Genomic DNA, 15,560 nt, shown 5'->3' on the forward strand with positions numbered 1-15,560 from the left:
GGGTTACACCGCCCTCATCAGCAGGGTCGCGGCGATCAGCACCGCCGTACCTCCGAACATGGAGACCGCGTACGTGCGGGCGTAGCCGTTCTGGAGCTTGCGCAGCCGGCCGGAGAGTCCGCCGACCGCGGCCGCGGTGCCGTTGACGACGCCGTCGACCAGGCTGTGGTCGACGTACACCAGGGAGCGCGTCAGGTGCGTGCCGCCGGTGACGAAGACGGCGTGGTTGAAGTCGTCCTGGAGCAGGTCGCGGCGGGCCGCCCGGGTGAGGAGCGAGCCGCGCGGGGCGACCACCGGGACGGGCCGGCGGCCGTACTGGACGTACGCGAGGCCGACACCGAGCACCATGACGGCGATGGTGGCGGTGGTGACGGCGGCGGCGCTGATCGGCGAGTGGCCGTGCGCGAAGCCGGTGACCGGCTCCAGCCACTCGACGAAGCCGGAGAACTCGAAGAGGGCGCCCGCGGCGACCGAGCCGACGGCGAGCAGGACCATGGGGATGACCATGGACTTCGGCGACTCGTGCGGGTGCGGGGGCCGGCCGTTCTCGTCGTCCTGCCAGCGCTTCTCGCCGAAGAAGGTCATCAGCATCACGCGGGTCATGTAGTACGCGGTGATGGCCGCGCCGATCAGGGTGACCGTGCCGAGGATCCAGCCCTCGGTGCCGCCCTTGGCGAAGGCCGCCTCGATGATCTTGTCCTTGGAGAAGAAGCCGGACAGGCCCGGGAAGCCGATGATCGCGAGGTAGCCGAGACCGAAGGTGACGAAGGTGACCGGCATGTACTTCCGCAGGCCGCCGTACCTCCGCATGTCGACCTCGTCGTTCATGCCGTGCATGACCGAACCGGCGCCGAGGAAGAGACCGGCCTTGAAGAAGCCGTGCGTCACCAGGTGCATGATCGCGAAGACGTAGCCGATGGGGCCGAGGCCGGCCGCCAGGATCATGTATCCGATCTGCGACATCGTCGAGCCGGCGAGGGCCTTCTTGATGTCGTCCTTCGCGCAACCGACGATCGCACCGAAGAGGAGCGTGACGGCGCCGACCACGGTGACGACGAGCTGGGCGTCCGGCGCCGCGTTGAAGATGTCGGCGGAGCGGACGATCAGGTAGACACCGGCGGTCACCATGGTGGCCGCGTGGATGAGGGCCGAGACCGGGGTCGGGCCCTCCATCGCGTCCCCGAGCCAGGACTGCAGCGGCACCTGGGCCGACTTGCCGCAGGCGGCGAGGAGCAGCATCAGGCCGATCGCGGTCAGCTTGCCCTCGGAGGCCTCGCCGGTCGCCGCGAGCACCGGACCGAAGGTGAAGGTCCCGAAGGTGGTGAACATGATCATGATGGCGATCGACAGGCCCATGTCGCCGACACGGTTGACGATGAACGCCTTCTTCGCGGCGGTGGCCGCGCTGGGCTTGTGCTGCCAGAAGCCGATCAGGAGGTACGAGGCGAGGCCGACGCCCTCCCAGCCGAAGTACAGCAGCAGGTAGTTGTCGGCGAGGACGAGCAGGAGCATCGCCGCGACGAACAGGTTGAGGTAGCCGAAGAAGCGGCGGCGGCGCTCGTCGTGCTCCATGTATCCGATGGAGTAGACGTGGATGAGCGTGCCGACGCCGGTGATCAGCAGGACGAAGGTCATCGACAGCTGGTCGAGCTGGAAGGCCATGTCCGCCTGGAAGCCCTCGACGGGGATCCAGGTGTAGAGCGTCTGGTACAGGGCCCGGTCGTCGGCGCTCTTGCCGAGCATGTCGGCGAAGAGCACCAGGCCGATCACGAAGGAGACGGCCGCGAGCAGCGTCCCGAGCCAGTGCCCGGACCTGTCGAGCCGCCGCCCGCCCAGGAGCAGCACCGCCGCGCCGAGCAGGGGCGCCCCGATGAGCAGCGCAATGAGATTTTCCACGGTCAGCCCCTCACAGCTTCATCAGGCTGGCGTCGTCGACCGAGGCCGAGTGGCGGGCACGGAAGACGGACACGATGATCGCGAGCCCGACGACGACCTCCGCGGCGGCGACGACCATCGTGAAGAAGGCGATGATCTGGCCGTCGAGGTTGCCGTGCATGCGGGAGAAGGTGACGAACGCGAGGTTGCAGGCGTTGAGCATGAGCTCGACGCACATGAAGACGACGATCGCGTTGCGCCGGATCAGCACCCCGACCGCACCGATGGTGAACAGCAGGGCGGCGAGGTACAGGTAGTTGACGGGGTTCACCGGGAGGCCTCCTCTTCGCGGCCCAGGCGCTCGGAGGAGCGCTGCTCCAGGGCCTTGAGGTCCGAGAGCGCCTCGTTCGACACGTCCCGGATCTGGCCCCGCTTGCGGAGGGTCTGCATGACGGTGAGCTCCGCCGGGGTGCCGTCGGGCAGGAGACCGGCGATGTCCACGGCGTTGTGCCGGGCGTAGACGCCGGGGGCCGGCAGCGGCGGGACGTGCTTGCCCTCGCGCACGCGCTGCTCGGAGAGCTCGCGCTGGGTGCGGGCCCGCTCGGTCCGCTCCCGGTGGGTGAGCACCATCGCGCCGACGGCCGCCGTGATCAGCAGCGCGCCGGTGATCTCGAAGGCGAAGACGTACTTGGTGAAGATGAGGGCGGCGAGGCCCTCCACGTTCCCGCCGTGCGCGCTGTTGGCCGTGCCGAGTCCGGCGAAGTCCTTCAGCGAGGCGTTGCCGATGCCGGCCGCGAGCAGGATGCCGAAGCCGAGACCGCAGGCGGCGGCCAGCCAGCGCTGGCCCTTGATGGTCTCCTTCAGCGAGTCCGCGGCGGTGACACCGACCAGCATGACGACGAAGAGGAAGAGCATCATGATCGCGCCGGTGTAGACGACGATCTGGACGATGCCGAGGAAGTACGCGCCGTTCGCCAGGTAGAAGACCGCGAGGACGATCATCGTGCCGGCGAGGCAGAGCGCGGAGTGCACGGCCTTCCTCATCAGGACCGTGGACAGCGCGCCGAGGACGGCGACGGTTCCGAGCACCCAGAACTGGAAGGCCTCACCGGTGGACGTGGTGTACGCCGCGAGGTTCGCGCTCATGCGTCCGCCCCCTCCGGCTCGCCCTTCTCCCCCTTGGACACGGCGACCTGGCGGACGGTGCCGGGCGCGGCGCCGGTGACGAGCCCCCGGTAGTAGTCCTGCTCGGTCATGCCCGGGAAGATCGCGTGCGGCGTGTCGACCATCTCCTCCTCAAGACCCGCGAGGAGCTGCTCCTTGGTGTAGATCAGGGCCTCGCGGGAGGAGTCGGCCAGCTCGAACTCGTTCGTCATCGTCAGCGCGCGCGTGGGGCACGCCTCGATGCACAGTCCGCAGAGGATGCAGCGGGCGTAGTTGATCTGGTAGACGCGGCCGTACCGCTCGCCCGGCGAGTAGCGCTCCTCGTCCGTGTTGTCCGCGCCCTCCACGTAGATGGCGTCGGCGGGACAGGCCCAGGCGCACAGCTCGCAGCCGACGCACTTCTCCAGACCGTCGGGGTGACGGTTGAGCTGGTGCCGGCCGTGGAAGCGGGGCGCCGTCGTCTTCTGCTGCTCCGGGTACTGCTCGGTCAGCCGCTTCTTGAACATGGCCTTGAAGGTCACGCCGAAGCCGGCCACCGGATTCTGGAAATCAGACACCGTCCGTCCCCCTTTCATCACTCTCGGTAGCAGTATCGGGGCCACCACTGACAACGAGGTCCCGCTCGTGGCGAGGCCTGCGCCGCGGCACGGGCGGCAGGGACTGTCCGGGCTTGGGCGGTACGGGGAAGCCGCCCGCCATCGGGTCGAAGGACGGCTCCTCGGCGGGCCGGGCCGCGGACTCCTTCGCCTTCCGGTCGCGGAACGCGTCGAACAGGAAGGAGAGGAGGAGCAGGGCGAGGACGCCGCCGGCCACGTACAGCACGATGTTGGAGAAGGCGATGTTCTCGTTGCGCAGGGCGCGGACGGTGGCGACCAGCATCAGCCAGACCACGGCGACCGGGATGAGGACCTTCCAGCCGAGCTTCATCAGCTGGTCGTAGCGGACGCGGGGCAGGGTGCCGCGGAGCCAGATGAAGAAGAACAGCAGCAGCTGCACCTTGATGACGAACCAGAGCATCGGCCACCAGCCGTGGTTCGCGCCCTCCCAGAACGTGGAGATCGGGTACGGGGCCCGCCAGCCGCCCAGGAAGAGGGTCACCGACACGGCCGAGACCGTCACCATGTTCACGTACTCGGCGAGCATGAACATCGCGAACTTGATGGACGAGTACTCGGTGTTGAAGCCGCCGACGAGGTCGCCCTCGGACTCCGGCATGTCGAACGGGGCGCGGTTCGTCTCACCGACCATCGTGACGATGTAGATGATGAACGAGACCGGCAGCAGGATCACGAACCAGCGGTCCGCCTGCGCCTCGACGATCTTCGAGGTCGACATCGACCCGGAGTAGAGGAAGACGGAGGCGAAGGCCGCGCCCATGGCGATCTCGTACGAGATCATCTGCGCGCAGGACCGCAGGCCGCCGAGCAGCGGGTAGGTGGAGCCCGAGGACCAGCCGGCGAGGACGATGCCGTAGATGCCGACGGAGGCGACCGCGAGGACGTACAGCATCGCGATCGGCAGGTCGGTGAGCTGCATCGCCGTCCGCTGCCCGAAGATCGAGACCTCGTCGTCGGCCGGGCCGAACGGGATCACGGCGATCGCCATGAACGCGGGGATCGCGGCGATGATCGGAGCGAGGACGTAGACGACCTTGTCGGCCTTCTTGACGATCACGTCCTCCTTGAGCATCAGCTTGACGCCGTCCGCGAGGGACTGGAGGAGACCCCAGGGGCCGTGCCGGTTGGGGCCGATGCGCAGCTGCATCCAGGCGACGACCTTGCGCTCCCACACGATGGAGAAGAGCACGGTGACCATCAGGAAGGCGAAGCAGAAGACGGCCTTGACGAGCACGAGCCACCAGGGGTCCGTGCCGAACATGGACAGGTCTTCGGCGGCGAGAACACTGCGCTGAGCGTCCGCGAGTGAAGCGAGGGCGGTCATGCGCGCACCTCCGGAGCAGCTGCGGTCCGGGCTGCGCCCGACCGGACGAGGGGGATGCGGGGGTGTGGCCCGGTGGGGCCACTGCCCGCGGCGGCCAGGGCTTCGCCCGGCCGGACGGGGGTCGCGGTCATGCGCCCGCCTCCTCGCCCTTGCCGGCCGCAGGCCCGGCCGGGCCGATGCGGACCAGGTCGCCGGGGTGGGCGCCCGTGTCGGAGAGGACGCCTCGGCCCGTGGAGTTCAGGGGGAGCCAGACGACCCGGTCGGGCATGTCGGTGACCTGGAGCGGGAAGGTGACGGAGCCCGTGGGGCCGGTCACCTCCAGGACGTCGCCGTCCTTGACGCCGGTGTCGGCGGCGGTGGCGGCGGAGAGCCGGGCGACCGCCGCGTGCCGCGTGCCGGCGAGGGCGGTGTCGCCCTCCTGGAGCCGGCCGAGGTCGAGCAGGAGGCGGTGTCCGGCGAGGACGGCCTCGCCGTCGCCGGGCCGGGGCGCCGGCTGCGCGGGCGAGCTGGGCTCGGTGGCCCGCTCCTCGGTCCAGCCGCCGAGCCGGTCCAGCTCCCGGCGGGCCGACCGCAGGTCGGGCAGGCCGAGGTGGACGTCGAGGGCGTCGGCCAGCATGTGCAGGACGCGGGCGTCGCTCGGGGCGAGCGGCCTCGTCATCTGCTCGGGCTTGAGCGCGGCCTCGAAGAGCCGGGCCCTGCCCTCCCAGTTGAGGAAGGTGCCGGGCTTCTCGGCGACGGCCGCGACCGGCAGGATCACGTCGGCGCGCTCGGTGACCTCGCCGGGCCGCAGTTCCAGGGAGACCACGAACGCCGTGTCGAGGGCCTCACGCGCGCGTGCCGGGTCCGGCAGGTCGGCGACCTCGACGCCGGCGACGAGCAGCGCGGCGAGCTCTCCGCCGGCCGCCGCCTCCACGATCTGGCCGGTGTCGCGGCCGTAGCGGTGCGGGAGCTCACGGACGCCCCAGGCGGCGGCGACCTCCTCACGCGCGCGGGGATCGGTCGCGGGCCGCCCGCCGGGCAGCAGCGCCGGCAGCGCCCCCGCCTCGACGGCGCCGCGCTCGCCGGCGCGGCGCGGGATCCACACGAGGCGGGCGCCGGTGGCGGCCGAGGCCCGCAGGGCGGCGGTGAGCGCGCCGGGCACGCCCGCGAGCCGCTCGCCGACGGCGAGGACGGCACCCTCCTGGCGGAGGGCCTCGGCCGCGTCGGCGCCTTCGCCGGTGAGGCCGACGCGGGAGGTGAGGGCGTCGAGCCACTCGGTCTCGGTGCCGGGCGCGGCGGGCAGCAGCGTGCCGCCGGCCTTCGTCAGGCCCCGGGTCGCGAACGAGGCGATGGCGTACGTCCTCTGGCCGCGCTTGCGCCAGGCCTTGCGGAGCCGCAGGAAGACGCCGGGGGCCTCCTCCTCGGACTCCAGGCCGACCAGGAGTACGGCCGGGGCGGCTTCGAGCGAGGTGTACGTGACACCCGAGCCGTCCAGGTCGCGTCCACGCCCGGCGACGGTGGAGGCCAGGAAGTCGGCCTCCTCGCCGGAGTGGACCCGGGCCCGGAAGTCGATGTCGTTGGTGTCGAGGGCGACCCGCGCGAACTTGGCGTACGCGTAGGAGTCCTCGACGGTGAGGCGCCCGCCGGTCAGGACGCCGGTCCGGCCGCGGACGAGCCCGTTGGCCGCGGCCTCCAGGGCCTCGGGCCAGGACGTCGCCTCCAGCTCACCGGTGTCGGGGTTCCGGACGAGCGGCGTGGTCAGCCGGTCGCGCTGCTGGGCGTACCGGAAGCCGAAGCGGCCCTTGTCGCAGATCCACTCCTCGTTGACCTCCGGGTCCTCGGCGGCGAGCCGCCGCATGACCTTGCCGCGCCGGTGGTCGGTGCGGGTGGCGCAGCCGCCGGCGCAGTGCTCGCAGACGGACGGCGAGGAGACCAGGTCGAAGGGGCGGGAGCGGAAGCGGTAGGCGGCCGAGGTGAGGGCGCCGACGGGGCAGATCTGGATGGTGTTGCCGGAGAAGTACGACTCGAAGGGGTCGCCCTCGCCGGTGCCGACCTGCTGGAGCGCGCCGCGCTCGATGAGCTCGATCATCGGGTCGCCCGCGACCTGGTTGGAGAAGCGGGTGCAGCGGGCGCACAGGACGCACCGCTCGCGGTCGAGCAGCACCTGGGTGGAGATCGCGACCGGCTTCTCGTACGTCCGCTTGACGCCCTCGAAGCGGGACTCGGCCTGTCCGTGGGACATGGCCTGGTTCTGCAGGGGGCACTCGCCGCCCTTGTCGCAGACCGGGCAGTCCAGCGGGTGGTTGATGAGCAGCAGCTCCATCACCCCGTGCTGGGCCTTCTCGGCGACGGGGCTGGTGAGCTGCGACCTGACGACCATGCCGTCGGTGCAGGTGATGGTGCAGGAGGCCATCGGCTTGCGCTGGCCCTCGACCTCGACGATGCACTGGCGGCAGGCGCCGGCGGGGTCGAGGAGGGGGTGGTCGCAGAAGCGCGGGATCTCGATGCCGAGCTGTTCGGCGGCGCGGATGACGAGCGTCCCCTTGGGGACGGAGATCTCGGCGCCGTCGATGGTCAGCGTGACGATGTCTTGGCCGGCGGCCCCGGACGGCCCCGGCGCGCTGCCGCCGCCGCTGGGGGTGGACGCGATGACGGTCATGCGGTCACCTCCTTGTGGTTGTCCGCCCAGGCGGTCGACTTGGCCGGGTCGAAGGGGCAGCCCTTGCCCGTGATGTGCTGCTCGTACTCCTCGCGGAAGTACTTCAGCGAGGAGAAGATCGGCGAGGCGGCGCCGTCGCCGAGGGCGCAGAACGACTTGCCGTTGATGTTGTCGGCGATGTCGTTGAGCTTGTCGAGGTCGGACATGACGCCCTTGCCTGCCTCGATGTCGCGGAGCAGCTGGACGAGCCAGTACGTGCCCTCACGGCAGGGCGTGCACTTGCCGCAGGACTCGTGGGCGTAGAACTCGGTCCAGCGGGTGACGGCCCGGACGACGCAGGTGGTCTCGTCGAAGCACTGCAGCGCCTTGGTGCCGAGCATCGATCCGGCGGCGCCGACGCCCTCGTAGTCGAGGGGGACGTCGAGGTGCTCGTCGGTGAACATCGGCGTGGAGGAGCCGCCGGGCGTCCAGAACTTGAGCCGGTGGCCGGGCCGCATGCCGCCGCTCATGTCGAGGAGCTGGCGCAGGGTGATGCCGAGGGGGGCCTCGTACTGGCCGGGCGAGGCGACGTGCCCGCTGAGCGAGTAGAGGGTGAAGCCGGGGGACTTCTCCGTCCCCATGGACGTGAACCAGTCCTTGCCCTTGTTCAGGATCGCGGGAACCGACGCGATGGATTCGACGTTGTTCACCACAGTGGGGCAGGCGTACAGACCGGCGACCGCGGGGAAGGGGGGGCGCAGCCGGGGCTGGCCGCGGCGCCCTTCGAGCGAGTCGAGCAGCGCGGTCTCCTCGCCGCAGATGTACGCGCCGGCGCCGGCGTGCACGGTGAGGTCGAGGTCGAGTCCGCTGCCGAGGATGTTCGTGCCGAGGTAGCCGGCGGCGTAGGCCTCGCGGACGGCCTCGTGGAGGCGGCGGAGTACCGGGACGACCTCGCCGCGCAGGTAGATGAAGGCGTGGTTCGAGCGGATCGCGTAGCAGGCGATCACGATGCCCTCGATGAGGGAGTGCGGGTTGGCGAAGAGGAGGGGGATGTCCTTGCAGGTGCCGGGTTCGGACTCGTCGGCGTTGACGACGAGGTAGTGCGGCTTGCCGTCGCCCTGCGGGATGAACTGCCACTTCATGCCGGTGGGGAAGCCGGCGCCACCGCGTCCGCGGAGCCCGGATTCCTTGACGTACGCGATGAGGTCGTCGGGGCTCATCGCGAGGGCCTTCTTGAGGCCCTGGTAGCCCTCGTGTCGCTCGTAGGTCTCCAGGGTCCAGGAGTCGGGCTGGTCCCAGAAGGCCGACAGGACGGGCGCCAGGAGCTTCTCGGGGCTGCTGTTGTTGATCTCGGCGGCCAAGGTCATCACTCCCCCTCCTGTCCGGAGGTCTCACCACGCGGGTGGACGATTCGGTGCTGCGGCTTCTCGCCCTTGGCCAGGCGCAGGCCCACGAGAGAGGCGGGGCCGGCGCCGCCGGTGGCCTCGACGGCGCCGGGGCGCTCGTCGGGGAAGCCGGCGAGGATGCGGGCGGTCTCCTTGAAGGTGCAGAGCGGGGCGCCGCGGGTGGGTTCGACGGTGCGTCCGGCGCGGAGGTCGTCGACCATCTTCTTGGCGGACTCGGGCGTCTGGTTGTCGAAGAACTCCCAGTTGACCATCACGACGGGCGCGAAGTCGCAGGCCGCGTTGCACTCGATGTGCTCGAGCGTGATCTTGCCGTCCGCTGTGGTCTCGTCGTTGCCGACGCCGAGGTGGGCCTTGAGCTCCTCGAAGATGGCGTCGCCGCCCATGACCGCGCAGAGCGTGTTCGTACAGACGCCGACCTGGTAGTCGCCGGAGGGCTTGCGCCGGTACATCGTGTAGAAGGTGGCGACGGCGGTGACCTCGGCGGTGGTCAGGCCGAGGATCTCCGCGCAGAACGCCATGCCGGTACGGGTCACATGCCCCTCCTCCGACTGCACGAGGTGCAGCATCGGCAGGAGCGCGGAGCGGGAGTCCGGGTAGCGGTCGATGATCGCCTTCGCGTCCTCCGCCAGGCGGGCGTGGACGTCCGCCGGGTACGGGGGCGCGGGGAGCTGGGGCATCCCCAGGCTGACGTTGTCGGTCATCGGTCGACGCCTCCCATCACGGGGTCGATGGAGGCGACGGCGACGATGACGTCGGCGACCTGGCCGCCCTCGCACATCGCGGCCATGGCCTGGAGGTTGGTGAAGGACGGGTCGCGGAAGTGGACCCGGTACGGGCGGGTGCCGCCGTCCGAGACCACGTGCACGCCGAGCTCGCCCTTGGGGGACTCGACGGCCGCGTAGGCCTGCCCGGCGGGGACCCGGAAGCCCTCGGTGACCAGCTTGAAGTGGTGGATCAGGGCCTCCATGGAGGTGCCCATGATCTTCGCGATGTGGTCCATGGAGTTGCCGAGGCCGTCGGTGCCGAGGGCGAGCTGCGCGGGCCAGGCGATCTTCTTGTCGCCGACCATGACCGGGCCGGGCGCCAGGCGGTCGAGGCACTGCTCGACGATCCGCAGGGACTGCCGCATCTCCTCCAGGCGGACGAGGAAGCGTCCGTAGGAGTCGCAGGTGTCGGCGGTCGGGATGTCGAACTCGTAGTTCTCGTAGCCGCAGTACGGGTCGGACTTGCGCAGGTCGTGCGGGAGGCCCGCCGACCGGAGGATCGGTCCGGTCGCGCCGAGGGCCATGCAGCCGGTGAGGTCGAGGTAGCCGACGTCCTGCATGCGGGCCTTGAAGATGGGGTTGCCGGTGGCGAGCTTGTCGTACTCCGGCAGGTTCTTCTTCATGGTCTTCACGAACTCGCGCACGGCGTCGACGGCGCCGGGCGGCAGGTCCTGGGCGAGGCCGCCGGGGCGGATGAACGCGTGGTTCATGCGCAGGCCGGTGATCAGCTCGTACAGGTCCAGGATCATCTCGCGGTCCCGGAAGCCGTAGATCATGATCGTGGTGGCGCCGAGCTCCATGCCGCCGGTGGCGATGCACACCAGGTGCGAGGAGAGCCGGTTGAGCTCCATGAGCATGACCCGGATGACGCTGGCGCGGTCCGGGATCTGCTCGGTGATGCCGAGGAGCTTCTCCACGCCGAGGCAGTACGCCGTCTCGTTGTAGAACGAGGTGAGGTAGTCCATGCGCGTGACGAAGGTGGTGCCCTGCGTCCAGGTCCGGTACTCGAGGTTCTTCTCGATGCCGGTGTGGAGGTAGCCGATGCCGCAGCGGGCCTCGGTGACGGTCTCGCCGTCGATCTCCAGGATCAGGCGGAGCACGCCGTGGGTGGACGGGTGCTGGGGGCCCATGTTGACGATGATGCGCTCGTCGTCGGCCTTCGCGGCGGACTGGACGACCTCTTCCCAGTCGCCGCCGGTCACCGTGTAGACGGCGCCCTCTGTGGTCTCTCGCGGAGACGCGTGTTCGGTGGACATCAGCTGTACGACCTCCGCTGGTCCGGAGCCGGGATCTGGGCGCCCTTGTACTCGATGGCGATGCCGCCGAGGGGGTAGTCCTTGCGCTGCGGGTGGCCCTGCCAGTCGTCCGGCATCATGATCCGGGTGAGGGCGGGGTGGCCGTCGAAGACGATGCCGAAGAAGTCGTACGTCTCGCGCTCGTGCCAGTCGTTCGTCGGGTAGACGGCGACGAGGGACGGGATGCGCGGCTCGGCGTCCGGGGCCGAGACCTCCAGGCGGATCAGCCGGCCGTGGGTGATCGAGCGCAGGTGGTAGACGGCGTGCAGCTCGCGACCCTTGTCGCCCGGGTAGTGGACGCCGGAGACGCCCGTGCAGAGCTCGAAGCGGAGCGCCGGGTCGTCGCGCAGGGTGCGGGCCACGCGGACGAGGTGCTCGCGCTCGACGTGGAAGGTGAGCTCGCCGCGGTCGACGACCGTCTTCTCGATGGCGTTCTCGGGCAGGAGCCCCTGCTCCTCCAGAGCGCCCTCCAGCTCGTCGGCGACCTCGTCGAACCAGCCGCCGTACGGGCGGGCGGCGGGGCCGGGGAGCCGGACGGAGCGGACGAGGCCGCCGTAGCCGGAGGTGTCGCCGCCGTTGTTGGCGCCGAACATGCCGCGCTGGACGCGGACCTCCTCGCCGTGGTCCCCGCGCTGGCCGGGCAGGTTCTGCCCGCTCAGCTCCTTCTCGGGGTTCGGGGTTTCGTCACTCAACGGAGCAGACCCTTCAACTCGATCGTCGGCAGCGCCTTGAGCGCCGCCTCCTCCGCCTCGCGGGCCGCCTCCTCGGCGTTCACGCCGAGCTTGGAGGACTGGATCTTCTGGTGGAGCTTGAGGATCGCGTCCAGGAGCATCTCCGGACGCGGCGGGCAACCGGGCAGGTAGATGTCGACCGGCACGATGTGGTCGACGCCCTGCACGATCGCGTAGTTGTTGAACATGCCGCCCGAGGAGGCGCAGACGCCCATGGAGATGACCCACTTGGGGCTGGGCATCTGGTCGTAGACCTGCCTCAGGACGGGCGCCATCTTCTGGCTGACCCGGCCGGCCACGATCATCAGGTCGGCCTGGCGCGGCGAGCCGCGGAAGACCTCCATGCCGAAGCGGGCCAGGTCGTACCGGCCGGCTCCGGTGGTCATCATCTCGATGGCGCAGCAGGCGAGGCCGAAGGTCGCGGGGAAGACGGAGGCCTTCCGGACCCAGCCCGCGGCCTGCTCGACGGTCGTCAGCAGAAAGCCGCTCGGGAGTTTCTCTTCGAGTCCCATTGGGTGCTCCTCAGCCCCTCAGTCCCATTCCAGGCCGCCGCGCCGCCACACGTACGCGTAGGCGACGAAGACGGTGAGCACGAAGAGCAACATCTCCACGAGCCCGAAAAGCCCCAGGGCGTCGAAGGTGACGGCCCAGGGGTAGAGGAAGACGATCTCGATGTCGAAGACGATGAAGAGCATCGCCGTCAGGTAGTACTTGATCGGGAAGCGGCCGCCCCCGGCGGGAGTGGGCGTCGGCTCGATGCCGCACTCGTACGCCTCCAGTTTCGCCCTGTTGTACCGCTTTGGCCCGATAAGCGTGGCCATGACCACGGAGAAGATCGCAAACCCCGCACCCAGGGCACCGAGCACGAGGACGGGCGCGTACGCATTCACGCTCCTCGCTCCTTCCAGTCGTCCTTGACCGTTGGACCGCACCGCCGGACCGTGAAAGATCGCCCCCATGTGAGGCAGTTCACAAGCCCGGCTGCCCCGCATCTTATGCCTGCCCCTCTGTGATCTGCGACACGGGATACAGGGCGGACTTTGTGATCTCCACCACCTGACGAAGGATCATGAAGTCGGATGAGCGGTGATCTTGTTGCAGGAAGCGCCCAGGTGATCACCAGATGTGACATCCGTACCGGAAATCGCTGCTCGGAGGGGGTGTCGCACTATCAAGTGTTGGTCCATGCAGGCAAATTGGCACTGGACGCATCCGGGTGATAAAGGAACCGACCGTCGCCCGGTCGGGGGGTTCGGCGTACCGAGGTGGACGCGTGCACGGATTCACGAATGGTCACGGGGCGATAACGTGATCTGCGTCACGTCCCAAGAGCCCCGAAAAGAAGAGGGCTTGGCCATCGGCGTCAAGAGGTGGTAAGCGTCGGGCAATTCGGGCTTTTCATTGAAAACCCGTGATCAAGGGCCGGATGACCCGTGCCCGATTTGCCCGTTACGGCGTCAATAAGGGCGCCAGCGAAGCGGATTCGGCGCCTCCAAACCCAACTGTGGCGCAACCCACGTTTCTTGAAGGGAACCGTGAAGCCCTGATAGCGGTTGTTCCCATGTCCCACACCGCTCACATACCCAGCCACCGGAAGCCCCGCCGCAGCGCCTCGAAGATGGCGCTCCGCGCCGGAGTTGCCGGTGGCGTCCTCGGCACCATCGCGGTGGCCGGTGCTGCCGGGCCGGCGAATGCCGAGCCGGTGACCGAGACCATCGAAATGCCCACCCTGGGCTCCCTCGACGCCGCCGGCGGCCTCGCCAGCGCCGTCGCCGCCTCTGCCGAGGCCTCCCAGCAGGAGGCCCTCGACCAGAGCCTCCAGACCCAGGAGGACGCGGCCCTGCAGAAGGCCGCCAAGGAGGCCAAGAAGGCCAAGGCCGAGGCCGAGCGCAAGGCCGCGGCCGAGCGCGCCGAAGAGGCCCGCCTCAAGGCCGAGAAGGAGCGCCAGGAGGCCGCGGCGCGCGCCTCGCGCGACAGCGCCCGCACCCAGCTCACCTCCACGAGCGCCTCCAACGACGGCGGCTCCACCGCCTCCGACAGCGGCAGCCAGACGCAGGCCCCCACCGGCTCCGCCGCCGCGATCGTGGCCTTCGCCAAGGCCCAGATCGGCGACGCCTACGTCTCCGGTGGCACCGGCCCCAACTCCTGGGACTGCTCCGGCCTCGTCCAGGCCGCCTACCGCGCGGCCGGCATCGACCTGCCCCGCATCTCGTACGAGCAGTCGAGCATGGGCACGTCCGTCTCCCTGAGCAACCTGCAGCCGGGCGACATCCTGTACTGGGGCAGCCGCAGCGGCTCGTACCACGTCGCCATCTACGTCGGCGGCGGCAAGTACGTCGGCGCGCAGAACCCGTCCTCCGGCGTGGTCGAGCACACCATGGACTGGGACACCCCCTCGGGCGCCGTCCGCATCCTCTGATCGTCCTGCTCATGTCGAAGGGCCGTCACTCCTCGGGGGAGCGACGGCCCTTCGGCGTACCGGAGGCTCAGCGGCGCAGCGCCTCCGCCGGCTCGATCCGCGAGGCCCGCCAGGCCGGGTAGAGGCCGGCGACGACGCCCGTGACCAGGCCGACGGCCGGGGCCGCGACGACCGTCCCCGTGTGCATCACCGGCGTCCAGTCCCGTACGAGCGCGACCGCGATCACCGTGGACACCCCGAGGGCCGTGCCGACGAGTCCGCCCACCGCACCCAAAGCGCCCGATTCCGTGAGGAACTGGACGGTGATGTGGCGGCCCCGGGCGCCGAGGGCCCGTCTCAGGCCGATCTCACCGGTCCGTTCGAGCACCGCCACCAGCGTCGTGTTGGCGATCCCGACCGCGCCGATCACCAGCGAGACCGCCGCGAGGAGCAGGAACAGCTGGTCGAGATCGTTCGTCACGCCCGCACGCAGGCTCCTGGGGTCCGGCGGCGGGACCGCCTTCAGGTACTCCGGATGGTCCGGGCGCAGCGCGACCGGCGCCTCCCGCGCGATCTGGGCGGCCGCGCCCGTCGCGGTCGTGATCAGCATCTTCGCGTCGCCCTGCTGCGGCGGCCCCCACAGCTTCTCGGCGGTCGTCCGGGGCACGGTGACCGACATCAGGACGTCGGCCCTGCGCTTCACGTCGTCGATGATCCCGGCGACCGTGAACGGCTCGTCGCCGATGAACACCGCGGGGCTGGTCTCCAGGGTCGTGATGCCGAGCCGGTCCGCCACGGCCTTGCCGAGCACCGCGACCGGCTGGGCGGACCTGGACGCGAACTCGTCGTACAGGCGGCCCTGGGCGAGCGTCGGCGCCGCCGCCCGCAGCGCACCGGGGGACGCCGCGGCGACGTCGATCCGCTCGCTGCCCGCGCCGTCTCCGACCGGCGCGGAGCGGACGGCCGTGCCGGGCGCCAGGCGGACGTTCCAGTAGACGCCGGCGTCCTCGACGCCGGCGAGCCGTTCGATCCGGGCGTCCGCGTCGGCCGGGAAGGCGGGGTCGGCGAACTCGTTCTGGTCGCGGGCGACGTCCTCGACGGTCACCTCGGTGGCCGTGAGGATGTTGAACCGCGAGTCGATCTGCGAGGAGGTCGTCGCGGTCAGCCCGAGGATCGCCACGAACGTGCCGACGCCGAGGACCGTGCCGAGCGCGGTCAGGACCGAGCGCCCCGGCCGCTGGAGCATTCCGGCGACGGCCTCCGCGAGGACGTCGCGGGCCGCGAGCCGGGAGGGCTCGACCACCCGGCGCCGCTTCGGGGACTTCTCTCGGGGCTCCGTGCGGGGCTCTTCGCGGGGTGCCCCGTCCTT

14 protein-coding genes are annotated in these 15,560 nt (G+C 70.2%); 1 reads left to right on the top strand and 13 read right to left on the bottom strand.

Translation table 11 applies throughout. The features are described from left to right. Positions 1 to 3: 3 nt before the first annotated feature. The 12 genes from nuoL to ACFYX3_RS03955 all read right to left on the bottom strand — a co-directional run bounded on the left by nuoL (position 4) and on the right by ACFYX3_RS03955 (position 12,683). Positions 4 to 1,896: an NADH-quinone oxidoreductase subunit L gene (nuoL, locus tag ACFYX3_RS03900; protein WP_389007652.1), complete on the bottom strand. Its 1,893-nt coding sequence runs from the start codon at positions 1,894 to 1,896 to the stop codon at positions 4 to 6. Between the two features lie 10 nt (positions 1,897 to 1,906). Further along, positions 1,907 to 2,206 carry an NADH-quinone oxidoreductase subunit NuoK gene (gene nuoK / locus ACFYX3_RS03905; RefSeq protein ID WP_189800457.1) on the bottom strand — a complete coding sequence of 100 codons (300 nt, stop codon included), beginning with the start codon at positions 2,204 to 2,206 and terminating at the stop codon, positions 1,907 to 1,909. After that, positions 2,203 to 3,021: an NADH-quinone oxidoreductase subunit J gene (locus tag ACFYX3_RS03910; RefSeq protein WP_389007654.1), complete on the bottom strand. Its 819-nt coding sequence runs from the start codon at positions 3,019 to 3,021 to the stop codon at positions 2,203 to 2,205. Before ACFYX3_RS03910 ends, nuoK begins: the two co-directional genes overlap by 4 nt. Continuing rightward, the gene (gene nuoI / locus ACFYX3_RS03915) at positions 3,018 to 3,614 is read right to left on the bottom strand and encodes an NADH-quinone oxidoreductase subunit NuoI (RefSeq protein WP_359515539.1); all 597 of its coding nucleotides are present in this window, start codon (positions 3,612 to 3,614) and stop codon (positions 3,018 to 3,020) included. Before nuoI ends, ACFYX3_RS03910 begins: the two co-directional genes overlap by 4 nt. Then, a complete protein-coding gene (gene nuoH / locus ACFYX3_RS03920; RefSeq protein ID WP_382654811.1) occupies positions 3,589 to 4,980 on the bottom strand; it encodes an NADH-quinone oxidoreductase subunit NuoH in 1,392 nt (463 codons plus the stop codon). Before nuoH ends, nuoI begins: the two co-directional genes overlap by 26 nt. A 127-nt stretch (positions 4,981 to 5,107) precedes the next feature. Next, positions 5,108 to 7,618, bottom strand: coding sequence for an NADH-quinone oxidoreductase subunit G (locus tag ACFYX3_RS03925; RefSeq protein WP_389007657.1), 2,511 nt, complete (start codon positions 7,616 to 7,618; stop codon positions 5,108 to 5,110). Next, a complete protein-coding gene (gene nuoF, locus ACFYX3_RS03930) occupies positions 7,615 to 8,967 on the bottom strand; it encodes an NADH-quinone oxidoreductase subunit NuoF (protein WP_382654806.1) in 1,353 nt (450 codons plus the stop codon). The genes ACFYX3_RS03925 and nuoF overlap by 4 nt, the downstream gene beginning before the upstream one ends. Continuing rightward, positions 8,964 to 9,704, bottom strand: a complete 741-nt coding sequence (gene nuoE, locus ACFYX3_RS03935) for an NADH-quinone oxidoreductase subunit NuoE (protein WP_382654803.1) — start codon at positions 9,702 to 9,704, stop codon at positions 8,964 to 8,966. The genes nuoF and nuoE overlap by 4 nt, the downstream gene beginning before the upstream one ends. Then, positions 9,701 to 11,023, bottom strand: coding sequence for an NADH-quinone oxidoreductase subunit D (locus tag ACFYX3_RS03940; RefSeq protein ID WP_382654800.1), 1,323 nt, complete (start codon positions 11,021 to 11,023; stop codon positions 9,701 to 9,703). Before ACFYX3_RS03940 ends, nuoE begins: the two co-directional genes overlap by 4 nt. Continuing rightward, positions 11,023 to 11,754, bottom strand: a complete 732-nt coding sequence (locus ACFYX3_RS03945; protein ID WP_389007660.1) for an NADH-quinone oxidoreductase subunit C — start codon at positions 11,752 to 11,754, stop codon at positions 11,023 to 11,025. Before ACFYX3_RS03945 ends, ACFYX3_RS03940 begins: the two co-directional genes overlap by 1 nt. Continuing rightward, on the bottom strand, positions 11,751 to 12,305 hold the full coding sequence (locus ACFYX3_RS03950) for an NADH-quinone oxidoreductase subunit B family protein (RefSeq protein WP_116159447.1): 555 nt from the start codon (positions 12,303 to 12,305) through the stop codon (positions 11,751 to 11,753). The genes ACFYX3_RS03945 and ACFYX3_RS03950 overlap by 4 nt, the downstream gene beginning before the upstream one ends. Before the next feature lie 18 nt (positions 12,306 to 12,323). Next, positions 12,324 to 12,683, bottom strand: a complete 360-nt coding sequence (locus ACFYX3_RS03955) for an NADH-quinone oxidoreductase subunit A (RefSeq protein ID WP_019888619.1) — start codon at positions 12,681 to 12,683, stop codon at positions 12,324 to 12,326. Between the two features lie 671 nt (positions 12,684 to 13,354). On the opposite strand from ACFYX3_RS03955, the gene ACFYX3_RS03960 reads away from it, so the two are divergent. Further along, positions 13,355 to 14,212 carry a C40 family peptidase gene (locus ACFYX3_RS03960; protein WP_376588457.1) on the top strand — a complete coding sequence of 286 codons (858 nt, stop codon included), beginning with the start codon at positions 13,355 to 13,357 and terminating at the stop codon, positions 14,210 to 14,212. Positions 14,213 to 14,279: 67 nt separating this feature from the next. On the opposite strand, the gene ACFYX3_RS03965 is transcribed toward ACFYX3_RS03960, so the two are convergent. After that, complete coding sequence (locus tag ACFYX3_RS03965; RefSeq protein WP_389008107.1) at positions 14,280 to 15,494, bottom strand: ABC transporter permease; 1,215 nt, start codon at positions 15,492 to 15,494, stop codon at positions 14,280 to 14,282. Between the last annotated feature and the right edge of the window lie 66 nt (positions 15,495 to 15,560).

Origin of the sequence: Streptomyces sp. NPDC002463, from assembly GCF_042889835.1 — a bacterium.
GTDB lineage: Bacteria > Actinomycetota > Actinomycetes > Streptomycetales > Streptomycetaceae > Streptomyces > Streptomyces nymphaeiformis.

Excerpts from the sequence above, each read along its gene's own strand:
- nuoI (WP_359515539.1), bottom strand. The coding sequence starts at position 3,614 with ATGAAAGGGGGACGGACGGTGTCTGATTTCCAGAATCCGGTGGCCGGC.
- ACFYX3_RS03940 (WP_382654800.1), bottom strand. The coding sequence starts at position 11,023 with ATGTCCACCGAACACGCGTCTCCGCGAGAGACCACAGAGGGCGCCGTC.
- nuoH (WP_382654811.1), bottom strand. The coding sequence starts at position 4,980 with ATGACCGCCCTCGCTTCACTCGCGGACGCTCAGCGCAGTGTTCTCGCC.
- nuoE (WP_382654803.1), bottom strand. The coding sequence starts at position 9,704 with ATGACCGACAACGTCAGCCTGGGGATGCCCCAGCTCCCCGCGCCCCCG.
- ACFYX3_RS03910 (WP_389007654.1), bottom strand. The coding sequence starts at position 3,021 with ATGAGCGCGAACCTCGCGGCGTACACCACGTCCACCGGTGAGGCCTTC.
- ACFYX3_RS03960 (WP_376588457.1), top strand. The coding sequence starts at position 13,355 with ATGTCCCACACCGCTCACATACCCAGCCACCGGAAGCCCCGCCGCAGC.
- ACFYX3_RS03925 (WP_389007657.1), bottom strand. The coding sequence starts at position 7,618 with ATGACCGTCATCGCGTCCACCCCCAGCGGCGGCGGCAGCGCGCCGGGG.
- ACFYX3_RS03950 (WP_116159447.1), bottom strand. The coding sequence starts at position 12,305 with ATGGGACTCGAAGAGAAACTCCCGAGCGGCTTTCTGCTGACGACCGTC.